A 14,987-nucleotide genomic window follows, 5' to 3' on the forward strand; every position below is an offset into this window, starting at 1 on the left:
TTAACATTTGGATTTGGCAGGCAAATGTCATGCCCAAACTCATAACGGGACTGATTTCCCGGTTTTTGCGGAGATTTTCGCCGCTTCCAGGATACGGACCACCATCACATTGTTTTCCAGGGAATAAAGGCTCCACGGTGCCACGGTCTCCTTCCCTTTCACTACCGCCGCCAGGTACACGAACGGATCGGTGTAGACTTTCAATTCTTCCGGCGTCACTTTGGTTTCCTGCGGGCGGCCGTTGGTGCCGCGGCGGATGAGCGTGGCTGCGTCCGGGGCGGACAGGGCGGCACTGGTGCCGTAGAGCTCCATGTCCTTGCGGTTAAACGTCCAGTTCCACGATGCCTGGATCACCGCCTGGGCGCCGGGATACTCCACGACGATTGTAGCGTCGTCGTCCACTTTCGGGTACACTTCCGGCTTGAACCGGCGGGTGACGGCGGTCACGGACACGGGCGCCTTGTTGCGCATGAGGGCGGTCATGATGTTGGCCCCATAGCACCCGAAATCGGTGAGCGCGCCGGCACCGTTGAGCACCGGGTCGGTGAGCCAGGCCAGGAACTCGGGGCCGCAGCCGATTTCTTTGGGGCCCTGGTGGCCGTGGTTGAAGCGCGCCATGCGGAGGGTGCCGGTATAGTTGCTGTCGAGCGCCAGCTGGAGGGATTTATGCACCGAGGGGTACCAGCTGGTTTCGTAATTGGTGAGCAGGTGGATGCGGTACTTCCGCGCCAGGGCCTCCATCTTCCGGGCATGGTCCAGGTTGGCGGCGAGCGGCTTTTCCACCATGACGTGGATGCCCCGGGGCGCGCAGGCTTCCGTGACTTCCAGGTGCGCGTAGACAGATCCGAATGCAAGTACGGCTTCCGGCTTTACGGCTTCGAGCATGGTGGCGAGGTGGGTGTAAAACCGGTTGCGGGGGATGTTGTACTGGCGTGCGGCTTTTGCGGCCAGGGCGGTGTCCGGTTCCCAGATGCCGGCCACTTCGATGTCCGGCTTGCCCGTTCTCCCGAGGATCCAGCCGGAATGGCCGTGCGATATGCCGGCCACCGCCACGCGGAGCGGGGGCGCCTGGGCATGGGTTTCCGAAATCAGCAGGATAAAGAGGACAGACAGGAGGAATATCGATCGGTGCTGCATGGTAGAACGGGTTTTTCCACTGACAATATCTAAAAAAAATGTAACATTCTTCCCTCCCGCCCCGTTCAAGCATTACGAGCGTCATTCATTATTTCGTCATCCCTGCAACTGATTCTCATGTATCGCCGTCGTATCCCGTATGTCGTTTTCACCGTTCCCGTTATCTGCATTATTCTCCAGCTATTGGCCGGATGCAGAAAAAGCGCGGCCGTGCAAACCACCGTGGTGACCGGCGAGTTGAGGGACGCATCCTCCGGAACGCTCATCCCCAACGCCAGCATCCAGCTGGTCCGATACGTAAAGAACCCGTTCCTGGACACGGGCGCCGTGCAACTCGTCACCCAAACCGACGCCAACGGCCAATTCCGTATTGCGTTCGAAGGCAGCGGCCTCACCAGCTGGTATGTGCGGGCCGGGCGGAACGACAGCATCCGGTACGAAACCCCACGCCGGGTAAGCATCGGCGCCAGCGAGCACGTCTCCCTCACGGCCTGGCAGGGCATCCCCGCGCGGCTGCACCTCGTCATCCGCCAGAACCGGAGCGATATGCTGCTGCTCAATTTCAAGCCCGCGCCCGGCGGCCCGATCGATACCACGATCCGGATCTGGGGCTTCCGGGAACCGGCGATGCTGTATCGCGTGGCGGTCAACGACGAAGCGAAGCGCATCCTTCGCGGACGTTCCATCCAACTTAAATTCATTCCCGGAAACGATCAACCCGTCGAAGTGGATATCCCGGATATGATGCAATTACCCGAGCTCTATTAATCGTTCGAAACCATGAAAAGGACCTTTACGCAAAGCAGCATGCGATGGTTCACGCGCATCGAAATCGAAGATGTTTCGCATTGGCCATCGTATAATAAAAATCCGAACCTATAAAACATACCTCTGCAACCATGCTTGAATTTTACGCAAAAACCAATGCCCGATCCATGACCTGGGCGCTGATAGCAGCCGCGATGACTTTCGCCGCCTGCAAGAAATCGGACAGAGACCGGCCCGGTGTTGTGGAAGGCGAAGTTGTGGACATGGACACGGGTTTGCCCGTAGCCGGCGTCACAGTCCGCCTCAATGCCTGTCAACTCGTGGGCGGGGATGCTTTCCATTGCCAAACCGCCAATGAAATGAAAACAGGCGCCGATGGAAAATACAGCCTCAATTTCCAGGGCCGGCGCTCGAAGAATTTCCGGCTGGAATTGGTGTCGAACGACAGCATCCTTCCCTACACTTCCTACAACATCCAGCCCGGCCAGAAAACGCGGATACGGCTGGAAGCCAGGCGCGCATTTTCCGCGAAGGTCCGGCTCGTGATCCGGAAAAACGAAGCCCCGCAGCTGTATTTCATAAACAGCATCTTGCGCCCCGGGCCGTTGGATACGACATTCATCGTGTGGGGCCCTAAAAACACGGATTTCATCCTGCATCTCGGGGCGCAGGATAGAACGGCCGGGTATGTCCGCGGCGTAAGGAAAATCATCCCCATCGTCCCCGGCAATCCGGAAACCACGCTGATCATCATCGAAGACATGCTCCAATTGCCCAAACTCCCGTAAAATTCCAAAACTTACTGACATGAAAATCATTATACCGATCCTGGCTTCGTTCGTTTTGTTGGGAGGAGCAGGATGTAAAAAAGCAGCAGACCTGAAAGCGACCGGCCATGTGGAAGGCCAGGTGATCGACCAGCATACCGGCAACCCTATCCCCGGCGCCAAATTGTATGTTTCTGGTTGCAGATCCGGGCTCCTCGGCGGCACGGGAGACTGCAACCAGCTGGCGACCGCCATTTCCGACGCGGAAGGCAAGTACCGCATCACCTGGAACGGCGATGGATATTCCAATACCTTTTACCTGAGGGCGGCCTATACTGACAGCGCCCAGATCGCGGACGTTGGATATGGTACACTGCTGACTTTGGAGAAGAACAATGTCGTTACCATACACGGTTTCAAAGCCCGCAAAGTGAATGTACGGGTGAAGGTGAACAAAAACGAAGGCCGCCTGCTGCGGCTTCGCTATGGTAACAATTACCCCACACGCGCGTTGCTCCGGCCCGGAGTGGCAGACACGGCGTTGACCATATGGACGGTACCCGGCAGCAGCACTCCGCTCTGGATTGCCGCGCTCGACCAGCAGCAGGAAAACTACCATGGCCTGTCCGTCCTGGTCCGCGTGGCGCCGTGGACGGAAGCAGTTCGGGATACGGCGTTTACGATAGACGATATCCTGGCCCAGCCCAAACTGCCCAATTTTCAGCCCTGATAGCCGATAGATATAATGAAAGAAGCCCCCGCGCGGGGGCTTCTCCTGTTTCAGCAAGAAGTTCAGTTACATGGTGCAAGCCCTTACATCATGGCACGTTCCCAGAACGGAGGAGGCTCGATGCCGAGGGACCGCAGGTATACATACCCTTGTCCACGGTGATGGTTCTCATTATCGAGGAAATAAAACCAGGAGCCCACCATCGGCTGCTCGCCATATCCGAATGCGTTCACCGTTTCCTGCCAGCGTTCCGGCGCGATCTGCGGCAATACGCGGTCGATCTCCGCGGTGATATCGTCCCAGAGCTGCAGCAGCTCCGCTTTGGTAGCCGGGGGCGTATAATCTTTCACACGGGCGGAAACGCTTTCGGAGGTAGCCTCGTTCCAGTCGTTCGTCAAAAAGCCATTGGTGCCTTTTGCGGCGATCAGGGCCAGCTCCATGGCCATCGTGGCGAAAGGGCGCATGCCGCCGATGCTGTATTCATATAATTCCTTTTCAGGGAATGCGTCGATCACGCGGCGGGTCAGCGCGCGGTGGCCCTGCCAATGTTTGCGGATCTGTTCGGGCGTCAACGTGTTGGCCGTAGCCTGGATAGCGGTGCTCATATAGAAGTGATTTTTTGTTTGTGGTACAAAGGAAATCCGGGGTGGTGACAACCCTATGTCAGCAGAAAAAAATCTTTTTTTTCTTCCATCCTGCTGACACACTGTTGTCAAAACCGGGTCGGACATTTGTATCAACAAACACAAAAAACCAAATATCATGCAAACCTCCTTCGCTACCGCCGCTCTTTCCGTATCCACCCTCCTGCAGGATTTCGCCCAATATAACCTGTGGGCCAATACCACGCTTACCAACTGGCTCCGCACCAAACCGGACGACAATATGGCCATAACGGTACCTTCCAGCTTCAGCAGCATCCGCGCCACCTTGCTGCATATCTGGGCTACCGAAAATTACTGGCTGTCGATGATCTGCCAGCGGGAATATACACCCATCGATGCGGAGCATTACGACGGTGACTTCGATTCGATCGTCGAAGGGCTGCTGGAAACTTCGGAAAGGCTGGTCGCCTTTACGGATACGCTGGAAGATGAGGCGGCAACGGGCGAGCTGTATTATGATTCGCCCTGGGTGAAGGGATTCCGGCCCCTCGTGCAATACGGGCTCCATGTTTTCAACCACAGCACTTACCACCGCGGGCAGATCGTGACCATCGGCCGTGGATTGGGTTACAAGGATGCGCCCATGACGGATTACAACTTCTACAATTTTTTCGCTAAATAAGGGTGCTTTTGCGCCAACGGTACGGGGCGTTCCTGCGGAAGGGGCGCCCCGTCGTTTTATCTCCAACGGGACGCAAACGCGCCGGTGTGACAAGTTGCAGGGGCATTTGTGACACAGCTTTAATTCATACAATTATCTATCAATATCTTATTGAAAAACAACCATTCGTGACCCGCAAACATATTGGTGCACGGGGGCCTATCCGCGCCAAAAAGAGGGGTGTTTTGTGACAGGGTAATCCTTTACCTTTACCGTCGTTAATGCACGAAACACCATGAAAACTGTATCACTGGTCATTTACGAAGAAGCCATCCTCTCGGCCATCGCTGGCGTGCTGGATGTGTTTGAAGGCGCGAATGCGCTATCGGTCCAGGCTGGCAAGGAGCCTCCCTTCAAAGTGGAGTTGGTGAGTGAGAAAGTGAAGCATATCCAGCTGAACGTACCTGCATTGTTTTTCTGTTACAAATCCATGGCCGACGTGAAGGAAACGGACCTGGTGATCGTTCCGGCGTTCCACGGCCGGCCAGACCAGGTGCTGCAAAAGAACGCGGGCATCGCTCCCTGGCTGTCGGAAATGCGGGACCTCGGGGCCGAAGTGGCCAGTCTTTGCCTGGGCAGTTATTTCCTCGCGGAAGCGGGACTGCTGAACGGCCGCACCTGCACCAGCCACTGGCAGGCGATCCCCGACATGCAGCAGCGGTACCCCGGCGCCAAGGTGCTGTCTGACAAGGTCATCACCGACGAAGACGGGGTGTATACGAGCGGAGGGGCGTTTTCCAGCCTCAACCTCGTGTTGTACCTGGTAGAGAAATTCTGCAGCAAAGACATCGGGGTGATGCTCAGCAAGATGTTTTCCATCGACATCGACCGCGTCAACCAGGCGCATTTCATGGTGTTCCAGGGCCAGCGCCGCCATGAAGACGACCAGATCCTCCGGGCCCAGGTCTTCATCGAAGAAAACTACCATCTCCCCATTTCGGTGGAGCAGATCGCGGAGCAAACCAGCATGAGCAAGCGGAACTTCATCCGCCGGTTCAAAAATGCCACCAATAACACTCCCCTCGAATACCTCCAGCGCGTGAAAATCGAGTCCGCCAAAAAAGCCCTCGAAAGCAATGCGCAGAATATCAGCACGCTCATGTACGACGTGGGTTACAACGATCTGAAGACCTTCCGGTCGGTATTCAAGAAAGTAACGGGCCTCACGCCCCAGGAGTACCGTAAAAAGTATTGCCGGACGGCGGTAGCGTAGTTAATCCTGCTGGCCGTTCCATTCCCGGTAGAACTGTTCGAGGAAACGTTCCATGAAAACATGGCGCTCTTCGGCGAGGGCTTTGCCTGTGGCGGTATTCATCCGGTCTTTCAGCAACAGCAGTTTTTCGTAGAAATGATTGATGGTGGGGGAAGCGGACGTTTTGTACGCTTCCTTCGTCATATGCATATCCGGCGCAATGGCCGGATCGTACAGCGCGCGGTTGCGGAAACCACCGTAATTGAAAGCCCGTGCGATGCCGACTGCCCCCAGGGCATCGAGCCGGTCGGCATCCTGCACTACGGCCAGCTCGGCAGACCAGTACGTCCGCGCTTCGTTGCCGCCTTTGAAAGAGATGTAGCGGATGATCTGGGTGACGGGAAGGATAATTTCCTCATCTACCTGCAAGCTCCGCAAAAATGCCGCCGCCTTCGCCGGCCCGATCTCTTCGTCGCCATCGTGGAACTTCGAATCCGCGATGTCGTGCAGCAGTGCGCCCAGCTCCACGACGAGCGGGTTTACGGCTTCGTGCCTGGCGATCTGGCGCGCGGATTGCCACACGCGGTGGATGTGCCACCAGTCGTGCCCGCCTTCGGCTTCGGCCAGTTCCTGTTTAACGTAGCGTACGGTTGCGTCGATGATCGCGGTGTGGGCGGGTTGTATTGTGGTCATTGTCTAATACGTCGTGTTGATGTTTTATTAGCCTTTTAGCGAAGCATATTAAAGGATTTCAAATATAGTACATTTGGCTTTCGCATCATTTCTTTCCAATATCGTTCATCCTTCCGCAGCTATCCCGTCACCAGAAATATAAAACTTTGCAAAATTATGTAACGATTCTCCCGGACAGGCCGCCTATTTTTGTGGTGCATGAAGCAATTCCTCACACTCATATTGGCCCTGCTCTACGTGAGCACTTCCACCGGCGCCACTTTCCACATGCACTACTGCGCGGAAAAGCTGGTGGACGTGAGCCTGTGGCATGATGAGGACACGCATGAATGCGGGGTTTCCTGCACTAAAAAGTGCTGTAAAGACGTTCACCTCACGGTAAAGCTGGAAAAAGACCAGCAAATGTCGCCGAAGGTGGCCGTCGATATGCTGCCCCTCTCGCAGGCGGCCCTGTTCCCGGTAACGACGTTGCCGGTATATGAAATCCCCGCGCCGGCACCTCCTGCGGATCCCGCGCCGCCGCCCCTGCCGCATGTTCCGGCGCATATTCTCCACTGTCATTTCAGGATCTGATACCGGTATCCCCAACCGTTTCGTATCAAGACCAACCTACTATTCCAACAACTTTTCAAAACTGTTCAACATGAAAAAGATCCTCTCTTTCATAGCCCTTCCCTTGTCCTTATTCGCCGCGCAAAACGCTGCCGGCCAATCCCTCAAGACCGACTCGTTCACCGTTTCTGGGAATTGTAACATGTGTAAGAAGCGTATCGAAAAAGCCGCGCAAATGCCCGGTGTGAACAGCGCCGTGTGGGACGTAAAGTCCAAAACGATGACCGTGAAATTCGACTCCGCCAGCGTGAAACCGGAAGATATCCGCAAAAAGATCGCGCAATCCGGGCACGACTCCGGTCCCTTCAAAGCCAACGATTCCATTTACCAGGCACTGCCCGGCTGCTGCCGGTACGAGCGTCACTAACCCATAACGCTTACTTATGATACACAGGATCATCGAATGGTCCGTCCGTAACCGTATCACCGTGTTGATACTGGCGGCCGTACTGTTCGGGTGGGGCTGGTACGCCGTGAAAACGAACCCGGTAGACGCCATCCCTGACCTTTCGGAAAACCAGGTGATCGTTTTCACCGAATGGATGGGCCGGGGCCCCCAGCTCGTGGAAGACCAGGTCACCTACCCGCTCGTCACCAACCTCCAGGGCCTGCCCAAGATCAAATATGTGCGCGGCTCCTCCATGTTCGGCATGAGCTTTATCTACGTCATTTTTGAAGACGACACCGATATCTACTGGGCCCGCGAGCGCGTGCTCGAGCGCCTCGGCACCGCCACCCGCACCCTTCCCGAAGGCGTAAGCCCCCAACTGGGGCCAGACGGCACCGGCGTGGGGCACATCCTCTGGTATACGCTCGAAGCGCCGGGGATGGACCTTGGCGAGCAACGGGCGCTGCAGGACTGGTACATCAAATTTGCGCTGCAAAACGTGAAGGGCGTGAGCGAGATCGCCTCTTTCGGCGGGTTCCAGCCGCAATACCAGGTTACGGCCGATCCCAATAAACTGCTCTATTACGGCCTTACACCGGCAGACGTCATCACCGCAGTACGCGCCAACAACAACGAATCCGGCGGGCGCAAATTCGAGATGAGCGATATCGGGTACATTATCAAAACCACCGGCTACCTTTCCTCCATCGCCGAAATCGAACAGATCGCGGTTAAAACCGTGAACGGCGTACCGGTAAGAGTGGCAGACGTGGCCACCGTACAGATGACCGGCGAGCCCAGGCTCGGCATATTCGACCAGGACGGCGAAGGCGAGCGTGTAGGCGGCATCGTGGTGATGCGGTACGGCGAAAACGCCGCCGAGGTCATAGACCGGGTGAAGGAACAGATGAAGGAAGTATCCCGCGGATTGCCCGCCAATGTGAAGTTCGATATCGTGTACGACCGCGGCGAGCTCATCCGGGAATCCATCAGCTCCATCAAGCACACGCTGATCGAAGAAATGATCGTAGTGTCGCTCGTAGTGCTCATCTTCCTGTTCCACTGGCGCAGCGCGCTCAGCATTCTCATCCAGATCCCTATCACGCTCGCGGCCAGCTTCATTCTGCTCAACGCGTTCGGGATTTCGTCGAACATCATGTCTTTGACGGGCATCGCCCTGGCCATCGGGGTGATCGTAGACAACGGGATCATCATGAGCGAGAACGCCTATAAACATTTATCCGAACGGTATGCGCAATGGCAGGCCGGACAAAAAACTGAGTCAACATGAACTTCATAAAACGCTTATTCCGCCGCCAGCCTTCCTGGATCAGCGAGGAAGAGCGGCTGGATATCATCGCCAAGTCGGGCAAGCAGGTGTCTCGCGGGGTGTTCTTCGCCACCGTGATCATCATCACCTCTTTCCTGCCCGTGTTTTTGCTCACGGGGCAGGAAGGCAAGCTGTTCCACCCGCTGGCGTTCACCAAAACCTTCATCATGATCGTGGACGCGCTGCTGGTGATCACCCTGGCGCCGGCGCTCATTTCCATCTTCATGAAAGGCAAATTCCGGCCCGACAGCCAGCATCCCGTCACCCGTACGCTCGAGCGGATATACGAGCCCATCATCCGCGTGGTGCTCAAATGGCGGAAAACGACGCTGGCCATCAACATCGCCGCGCTCGTGATCGCCATCCCGCTCCTCAAAAGCCTCGGCACGGAATTCATGCCGCCGCTCGACGAGCAGAGCATCCTCTTTATGCCCGTTACTTTACCCGATATCTCCAACACCGAGGCCAAACGCATCCTCCAGGTGCAGGACCGGCTCATCAAATCGGTACCGGAGGTCGACAAGGTGCTGGGCAAGGCGGGACGGGCGTCTACCGCTACCGACAATTCCCCCATCAGCATGATCGAAACCATCATCATGCTCAAACCGAGAACGGAATGGCGGGAAGGGAAAAAGAAGGAGGACATCATCCGCGAACTGGACAGTCTGTTACAAATCCCCGGCGTTGTCAACGGCTGGACGCAGCCCATCATCAACCGCATCAACATGCTTTCCACCGGTATCCGGACAGACGTGGGCATCAAGGTGTACGGCCAGCAGCTGGACACGATCGCCAGTGTGTCCGAACGGGTGCGCAAGGCGCTGGAAGGCACGCCGGGCGTGTCTGACCTGTACGTGGAACCGGTGACCGGGGGCAAATACCTCGGTGTGAACATCCGCCGGGCCGATCTGGCGCGCTACGGGCTCAGAGCCGATGCGGTGAACCAGACCGTGGAAACGGCGCTGGGCGGCGCTCCCATCGGTACCACCATCGAAGGCCGGCGGCGGTTCTCCATCAGTTTACGGCTGGCGCAGGATTACCGCAACAGTCTCGAACAGATCCGCCGCATCCCGCTGAGCTCTCCCGCTTTCGGGGAAGTGCCCCTGAGCGCGGTGGCGGATGTGGTGCTGGAAGACGGGCCGCCCATGATCACGTCAGACAACGCCATGCTGCGCGGCGCCGTGCTGTTCAACGTGCGGGGCCGCGACCTGGGAAGCACCGTGGAAGACGCCATGAAGCAGCTCCGTTCGCAGGAAGGCTTGCTGCCGCAGGGGTATTACCTGGAATGGAGCGGGCAATACGAGAACCTCGTGCGCGGACAGCGCACCCTGCTCTGGATCGCCCCCATCGTGCTGGTGATCATCTTCGCTTCGCTGTATTTCGCTTTCAAATCGGTCCGCGAAGCGTTTCTCAGCCTCATCACCGTGCCTTTCGCCCTCATCGGCGGCGCGTACATGATCTGGATCTGGGGCGCCAACCTCTCCGTAGCGGTGGCGGTTGGGTTTATCGCCCTGTTCGGGATCGCCGTGGAAACAGGGATCGTTATGGTCATCTACCTGAACGACGCCATGCAGCAACTCGTTGCCCTCAAAGGCAACAGTTCCGCCACCATCACGAAGCAGGACCTCCGCGAATACGTCATCCACGGCGCCGCCAAGCGTTTACGGCCCAAGCTCATGACCGTGTGCGTATCGCTCTTCGGCCTCGTGCCCGTGCTCTGGGCCGGCGGCGTAGGCACCGATGTGATGAAGCCAATTGTATTACCGATGATCGGCGGCGTGCTGACCAGTTCTACCCACATTTTGCTGGTAACGCCGCTCATCTTCCTAATGACGAAAGAATATGAATTACGTAAATACGGCAAGCTGGAAATCCATCCTACTGGCCATTAATATACTGCTGCTGCCCTTTGCGGCGGCGGCGCAGGTGTTGCCGCTGGACAGTATCCTGGCGCGCATCGACGGCCATAACCTGCTGCTGAAAAGCTACGCGCAAAAGGCCGAAGGCTTCCGCCACAGTGCAGATGCCGCCATGGCCTGGATGGCGCCCATGGCCGGTGCGGGCACTTTCATGACCCCGTATCCCGGGCAAATGATAATGGACGGCCGCGACAAAGGCAGCCTCATGATCCAGCTGGAACAGGACATTCCCAACCCCGCCAAGCAACAGGCGAAAAAGCGGTTCATCGCTTCGCAGGGCAACGCCGAAACGGCCGCCCGCGGCGTTACGCTCAACGAACTGCGCGCCACGGCCCGGAAGCTGTATTACGGCTGGGTGATCTCCGAAAGGAAGCAGCAATTGCTGAAACGGAATGAAAAGATCATGCAGATGATGCTGGAGATCGAAAAACTAAGGTATCCGTATAACCAGTCGCAGCTCGGCAACAGCTACCGTGCGGAAGCGAAGCTCGAAGAAAACGCCAACATGCTCCGCATGGAGGAAGGCACCGTGATGAAATCCATGACCTGGCTGAACAGCCTGATGAACCGGCCCGGCATGACAGCATTCAGCGTGGATACCACCTGGGAACCGGGGTTCGCCCCCGCGATGCACGACACTGCCTCCATCGCCGCCGCGCGGCAGGACATCCGGAAAATGGAAGAAGGCATTCGCACCATGCAACTCGGCATCCGCTCGATGCAGGCGGAAAAAAAGCCCGATTTCAGGATCCGGTTCGATCATATGCTGCCGCTGGCGAGCGGAATGCCGAAAGCCTACAGCGTGATGGGGATGCTGAGCATTCCGATAGCGCCCTGGTCGCGGGGGATGTACCGCTCCGAGATCAAATCCATGGAGCAGAACATCGCAGCGATGGAAAACGAGCGCAGCGCGATGCTGCAGGAAACGCAGGGCATGCTGTACGGCATGCTGGCGGAAATCCGGCAGATGGACCGCCGCATCGAATCCATGGAGCGCGTGATCGTTCCCTCGCTCCGCAAAGCCCTCGACGCCAACTTCGCCGCCTACCAGGAAAACCGCCTGCAGCTGCCCACCGTGATAGACGCCTGGGAAGCATTGACGATGACCGAAACCGGCGTGCTCGACGAAAAATTGAAACGTTACGAAATGATCGTGGAATATGAAAAAGCGCTTTACCGTTAATATACTCACCGTGCTCACCGCCGGGCTCTTCGCAGCCTGTGGCGCCACGCCGGTGGAAAAGAAGGAGCCTTCCGCCAAAACGCGCGATTCCCTCCCGCTGCTGTTCCCCAAACAGCAATCGAGGATCGTGGTGATGGAGGCGCCCGGCACCGTGCGCTACGACAGCCGCAACCGCGCCGTCCTCCCCTCCCGCGTGGCCGGCCGCATCGAAAAACTGCACGTCCGCTATAATTACCAGCCCGTCCGCAAAGGACAGCTCATCCTTGAAATTTACGCGCCCGAGCTCGTAGCCGCGCAGCGGGAATTACTGTCTGTCAGCAACGATCCCGCGATGAAGGAACTGGCATTGCGCAAACTTGCGCTCATGGGAATGCCTGAAACGCTGGCCGCCGAAGTGCTCCGCACCCGACAGGTGCGCGTCACCATTCCGCTGTACAGTAACGCAGACGGCTATATCCTGGAAGAATCGCTGGCCGCAGCGGCTGCCGCACCTTCCACCGCCGCTCCCGCCCCATCGCCGGGCGGGGATGCCATGGGCAACATGGGCGCCGCCGCACCGATGGCCGCATCCGCAGCGCCCGCACCCACACAATCGCCCGTGATGCTGCGCGAAGGGCAATACGTTTCCGCCGGACAGAACCTGTTTTCCATTTACAAAACCGGCCGCATGATCGCGGAATTCGCACTGCCGGCCGAAGTGGCCTCGGCTGTGGGGCCGGGCAGCCGGGTACTGGTTGCAGGGAACGGGATGCAGGGCGAACTGAAAAGCGCCGCCATCGATCTGCTGGAACCGCTGTACGCCAATGGCGAGAAGTTCAGTCGCGCCAGGGTGTACCTGAACGGCAACTATCCCGCCGGGCAACTGCTCACCGCTTACATTCCCGTGCTGTTCCGCGAAGGATCGTGGGTGCCGGTTTCGGCGATCGTGAAGCTGGGGCAGGAAAACGTGGTATTCCGGAAAGAAGGGGCCGATTACCGCGCCGTTCCCGTTCGCACCGGCGCCAGGGCCGGCGGACTGGTGCAGCTGTTCGACGAGATGCAGGCCATCGCCGCAAACGCAGCGTACATCGCCGATAGCGAAGGTTTCATCAAACCGGACGCCGTTACATCATCACATCCATAACCGAAAATATATGGAAAGAAGACATTTTCTCAGATCGCTCGCCGTAGCCGCCACCGCCCCTGCCGTATTGCTCGCAGCATGCGGCACCGCGGAAGAAAAAAGCGCTGCCGCGCAGCAGACATACACCTGCCCCATGCACCCGCAAGTTGTGCAGAACGCGCCGGGCACCTGCCCCATTTGCGCGATGGACCTCGTACCGTTCGATAAAAACAGTACCAGCACGTCGCTCCAGCTGATGGACAGCCAGGTCAGGCTCGCCAACATCACCACAGCGGCCGCCGGCGCAGGCATGCTCACGCAAACCCGGAGCCTGAACGCGCGGCTCATGCCCGATCCGCAACGGACCGGCATCATTTCCGCACGCATCGCCGGGCGGATAGACAAGCTGCATGTCCGCGAAACGGGCGTGCGCATCAAAAAGGGACAGGCGTTGTACGCCGTGTATTCCGAAGAACTGGCGACGCTGCAATCCGAATATCTGCTGGCGGCGGCGCAAACCCGCAAATTCCCTGAAGACGCGCGTTTCAAACAGATCGCCGAAGGTGCGGAACTGAAACTCGAGCGGTATGGACAAAGTAAAAACGCCATCGGAAAACTCCTGCAGGAAGGTAAGCCCCAACCGCTGGTCACTTTTTATGCCGAACAGGACGGGCTCGTTACCGAACTTTCCGTTACGGAAGGACAGTACATCGCCGAAGGCGGCACGGTTTTGCAGGTAGAAGATTACAGTCGTTTGTGGGTGGAAGCGGATATTTATCCGTCGGAAGCCGCACTGTTGAAAACCGGGCAAACGTTGCAGGTGATCGTTCCCGGGTGGGAAAACGAGCCCCGGAACATGCAGGCCGAGTTCGTTTATCCCGCGCTGCAAACCGGCCGGCAAACCCTCCAGCTCCGCGGCTCCATTGCCAACCCGGACGCGCGCTGGCAACCGGGAATGGCCGCCACGGTACTGCTGCCGGTAGCGTCGCGCAGCGAAACGATGCAACTGCCCATCGACGCCGTGATCCGCGACGGCGCTTCTGCGCACATCTGGATCGAAAAGCCGAAGAACACCTTCACACCGCGCAAAGTGAAGACCGGCCTGGAAACCAACCGTTCCATCGAGATCACGGAAGGCCTGCAGGATGGCGAAAAAGTGGTAGTAACGGGCGCGTATTTACTGTACAGCGAATTCGTGCTCAAAAGAGGCAAACAGCCCGTTTAGAAAAAATTCATCATATTCATCACATAAAAACACCTGAACAACATGAAACAATGGCTCATTCCTGCCGCAGTGACTTTCCTCGCGGCCTGTGGCGGCAACAACAATCCCCAGCAGGAAAAGGAAAACACCGCTGAAAAAGCCGCGCAGACCGCCGCGCCGGCCGCTACTACCGTGGCGCTGAAGAACGACGCGCTGAATGCCGTATTCGAACATTACGAAAAACTCACTGACGCCCTGGTGAAAGGCGATGCCGCCGCCGCGAAGGTATCCGCAGCCGCCATCGAAACCGGCGCCCCCGCGGCAGACCCTTCCGGCAAGCTCGCGGAAGCCGCGCAGAAAATCGGCGCAGCCACCGATATCGAAGCCCAGCGCGGTGCCTATTCAGTGTTAAACAATACTTTTATCGGACTGGTAAAATCTACCGGCATGAGCAGCGGAGAACTGCACGTGGAATTCTGCCCCATGGCGCTCGACAACGCCGGCGCCCGCTGGCTCAGCCGTTCGAAGGAAATCCGCAACCCGTATTTCGGCGATGCCATGCTGACTTGCGGAAGTGTGGAAGAAACCCTGCAATAAGGTACCATGTTGATAGCCGGCCAAGTGTCCGGCCCAAAT

Annotated in this window: 16 protein-coding genes; 13 read left to right on the forward strand and 3 right to left on the reverse strand. The window is 57.6% G+C overall.

The genetic code is table 11. The features are described 5' to 3' along the window. Positions 1-39: 39 nt before the first annotated feature. Positions 40-1,137 (reverse strand): Gfo/Idh/MocA family protein, encoded by a 1,098-nt coding sequence (locus tag ACQKLP_RS15535; RefSeq protein WP_427323671.1) that lies wholly within the window; start codon positions 1,135-1,137, stop codon positions 40-42. A 117-nt stretch (positions 1,138-1,254) separates the two neighbouring features. Here ACQKLP_RS15535 and ACQKLP_RS15540 point away from each other — a divergent pair, with 117 nt between their 5' ends. The 3 genes from ACQKLP_RS15540 to ACQKLP_RS15550 all read left to right on the forward strand — a co-directional run bounded on the left by ACQKLP_RS15540 (position 1,255) and on the right by ACQKLP_RS15550 (position 3,402). After that, positions 1,255-1,905, forward strand: a complete 651-nt coding sequence (locus ACQKLP_RS15540) for a carboxypeptidase-like regulatory domain-containing protein (RefSeq protein WP_427323672.1) — start codon at positions 1,255-1,257, stop codon at positions 1,903-1,905. Positions 1,906-2,036: 131 nt separating this feature from the next. After that, positions 2,037-2,693: a hypothetical protein gene (locus ACQKLP_RS15545; RefSeq protein ID WP_427323673.1), complete on the forward strand. Its 657-nt coding sequence runs from the start codon at positions 2,037-2,039 to the stop codon at positions 2,691-2,693. Positions 2,694-2,712: 19 nt separating this feature from the next. Then, on the forward strand, positions 2,713-3,402 hold the full coding sequence (locus tag ACQKLP_RS15550) for a hypothetical protein (protein ID WP_427323674.1): 690 nt from the start codon (positions 2,713-2,715) through the stop codon (positions 3,400-3,402). A gap of 83 nt (positions 3,403-3,485) precedes the next feature. Here ACQKLP_RS15550 and ACQKLP_RS15555 read toward each other — a convergent pair whose 3' ends face one another. Beyond that, positions 3,486-4,007 carry a DinB family protein gene (locus ACQKLP_RS15555; RefSeq protein WP_427323675.1) on the reverse strand — a complete coding sequence of 174 codons (522 nt, stop codon included), beginning with the start codon at positions 4,005-4,007 and terminating at the stop codon, positions 3,486-3,488. Positions 4,008-4,164: 157 nt separating this feature from the next. Between ACQKLP_RS15555 and ACQKLP_RS15560 the strand changes: the two genes are divergently transcribed. Continuing rightward, positions 4,165-4,689, forward strand: coding sequence for a DinB family protein (locus ACQKLP_RS15560; protein ID WP_427323676.1), 525 nt, complete (start codon positions 4,165-4,167; stop codon positions 4,687-4,689). Positions 4,690-4,963: 274 nt separating this feature from the next. Continuing rightward, positions 4,964-5,941 (forward strand): GlxA family transcriptional regulator, encoded by a 978-nt coding sequence (locus tag ACQKLP_RS15565; protein WP_427323677.1) that lies wholly within the window; start codon positions 4,964-4,966, stop codon positions 5,939-5,941. On the opposite strand, the gene ACQKLP_RS15570 is transcribed toward ACQKLP_RS15565, so the two are convergent. Next, the gene (locus ACQKLP_RS15570; RefSeq protein ID WP_427323679.1) at positions 5,942-6,613 is read right to left on the reverse strand and encodes an HD domain-containing protein; all 672 of its coding nucleotides are present in this window, start codon (positions 6,611-6,613) and stop codon (positions 5,942-5,944) included. Positions 6,614-6,811: 198 nt separating this feature from the next. Here ACQKLP_RS15570 and ACQKLP_RS15575 point away from each other — a divergent pair, with 198 nt between their 5' ends. The 8 genes from ACQKLP_RS15575 to ACQKLP_RS15610 all read left to right on the forward strand — a co-directional run bounded on the left by ACQKLP_RS15575 (position 6,812) and on the right by ACQKLP_RS15610 (position 14,948). After that, positions 6,812-7,186, forward strand: coding sequence for an HYC_CC_PP family protein (locus tag ACQKLP_RS15575; RefSeq protein ID WP_427323680.1), 375 nt, complete (start codon positions 6,812-6,814; stop codon positions 7,184-7,186). A gap of 70 nt (positions 7,187-7,256) precedes the next feature. After that, positions 7,257-7,592, forward strand: coding sequence for a heavy-metal-associated domain-containing protein (locus ACQKLP_RS15580; RefSeq protein WP_427323682.1), 336 nt, complete (start codon positions 7,257-7,259; stop codon positions 7,590-7,592). A gap of 16 nt (positions 7,593-7,608) precedes the next feature. Then, positions 7,609-8,904 carry an efflux RND transporter permease subunit gene (locus ACQKLP_RS15585; RefSeq protein ID WP_427323683.1) on the forward strand — a complete coding sequence of 432 codons (1,296 nt, stop codon included), beginning with the start codon at positions 7,609-7,611 and terminating at the stop codon, positions 8,902-8,904. Then, positions 8,901-10,835 (forward strand): efflux RND transporter permease subunit, encoded by a 1,935-nt coding sequence (locus tag ACQKLP_RS15590; protein WP_427323684.1) that lies wholly within the window; start codon positions 8,901-8,903, stop codon positions 10,833-10,835. Before ACQKLP_RS15585 ends, ACQKLP_RS15590 begins: the two co-directional genes overlap by 4 nt. Next, entirely contained in the window at positions 10,786-12,045 is a 1,260-nt protein-coding gene (locus tag ACQKLP_RS15595) for a TolC family protein (RefSeq protein WP_427323685.1), read from the forward strand. The genes ACQKLP_RS15590 and ACQKLP_RS15595 overlap by 50 nt, the downstream gene beginning before the upstream one ends. Beyond that, positions 12,023-13,168, forward strand: a complete 1,146-nt coding sequence (locus ACQKLP_RS15600; RefSeq protein WP_427323686.1) for an efflux RND transporter periplasmic adaptor subunit — start codon at positions 12,023-12,025, stop codon at positions 13,166-13,168. Before ACQKLP_RS15595 ends, ACQKLP_RS15600 begins: the two co-directional genes overlap by 23 nt. Positions 13,169-13,178: 10 nt before the next feature. Continuing rightward, the gene (locus ACQKLP_RS15605; RefSeq protein WP_427323687.1) at positions 13,179-14,372 is read left to right on the forward strand and encodes an efflux RND transporter periplasmic adaptor subunit; all 1,194 of its coding nucleotides are present in this window, start codon (positions 13,179-13,181) and stop codon (positions 14,370-14,372) included. 42 nt (positions 14,373-14,414) lie between these two features. After that, entirely contained in the window at positions 14,415-14,948 is a 534-nt protein-coding gene (locus ACQKLP_RS15610) for a DUF3347 domain-containing protein (protein WP_341839924.1), read from the forward strand. Positions 14,949-14,987: the final 39 nt, after the last annotated feature.

Origin of the sequence: Chitinophaga sp. NPDC101104, assembly GCF_050277495.1 — a bacterium.
In the GTDB taxonomy this organism is placed as follows: domain Bacteria; phylum Bacteroidota; class Bacteroidia; order Chitinophagales; family Chitinophagaceae; genus Chitinophaga.

What these genes read in the sequence shown, in the direction of transcription:
- ACQKLP_RS15560 (WP_427323676.1), top strand. Translation starts at nt 4,165, where the DNA reads ATGCAAACCTCCTTCGCTACCGCCGCTCTTTCCGTATCCACCCTCCTG.
- ACQKLP_RS15550 (WP_427323674.1), top strand. Translation starts at nt 2,713, where the DNA reads ATGAAAATCATTATACCGATCCTGGCTTCGTTCGTTTTGTTGGGAGGA.
- ACQKLP_RS15555 (WP_427323675.1), bottom strand. Translation starts at nt 4,007, where the DNA reads ATGAGCACCGCTATCCAGGCTACGGCCAACACGTTGACGCCCGAACAG.
- ACQKLP_RS15580 (WP_427323682.1), top strand. Translation starts at nt 7,257, where the DNA reads ATGAAAAAGATCCTCTCTTTCATAGCCCTTCCCTTGTCCTTATTCGCC.
- ACQKLP_RS15535 (WP_427323671.1), bottom strand. Translation starts at nt 1,137, where the DNA reads ATGCAGCACCGATCGATATTCCTCCTGTCTGTCCTCTTTATCCTGCTG.
- ACQKLP_RS15540 (WP_427323672.1), top strand. Translation starts at nt 1,255, where the DNA reads ATGTATCGCCGTCGTATCCCGTATGTCGTTTTCACCGTTCCCGTTATC.
- ACQKLP_RS15605 (WP_427323687.1), top strand. Translation starts at nt 13,179, where the DNA reads ATGGAAAGAAGACATTTTCTCAGATCGCTCGCCGTAGCCGCCACCGCC.
- ACQKLP_RS15570 (WP_427323679.1), bottom strand. Translation starts at nt 6,613, where the DNA reads ATGACCACAATACAACCCGCCCACACCGCGATCATCGACGCAACCGTA.
- ACQKLP_RS15575 (WP_427323680.1), top strand. Translation starts at nt 6,812, where the DNA reads ATGAAGCAATTCCTCACACTCATATTGGCCCTGCTCTACGTGAGCACT.
- ACQKLP_RS15545 (WP_427323673.1), top strand. Translation starts at nt 2,037, where the DNA reads ATGCTTGAATTTTACGCAAAAACCAATGCCCGATCCATGACCTGGGCG.
- ACQKLP_RS15600 (WP_427323686.1), top strand. Translation starts at nt 12,023, where the DNA reads ATGAAAAAGCGCTTTACCGTTAATATACTCACCGTGCTCACCGCCGGG.
- ACQKLP_RS15585 (WP_427323683.1), top strand. Translation starts at nt 7,609, where the DNA reads ATGATACACAGGATCATCGAATGGTCCGTCCGTAACCGTATCACCGTG.
- ACQKLP_RS15590 (WP_427323684.1), top strand. Translation starts at nt 8,901, where the DNA reads ATGAACTTCATAAAACGCTTATTCCGCCGCCAGCCTTCCTGGATCAGC.
- ACQKLP_RS15595 (WP_427323685.1), top strand. Translation starts at nt 10,786, where the DNA reads ATGAATTACGTAAATACGGCAAGCTGGAAATCCATCCTACTGGCCATT.
- ACQKLP_RS15565 (WP_427323677.1), top strand. Translation starts at nt 4,964, where the DNA reads ATGAAAACTGTATCACTGGTCATTTACGAAGAAGCCATCCTCTCGGCC.
- ACQKLP_RS15610 (WP_341839924.1), top strand. Translation starts at nt 14,415, where the DNA reads ATGAAACAATGGCTCATTCCTGCCGCAGTGACTTTCCTCGCGGCCTGT.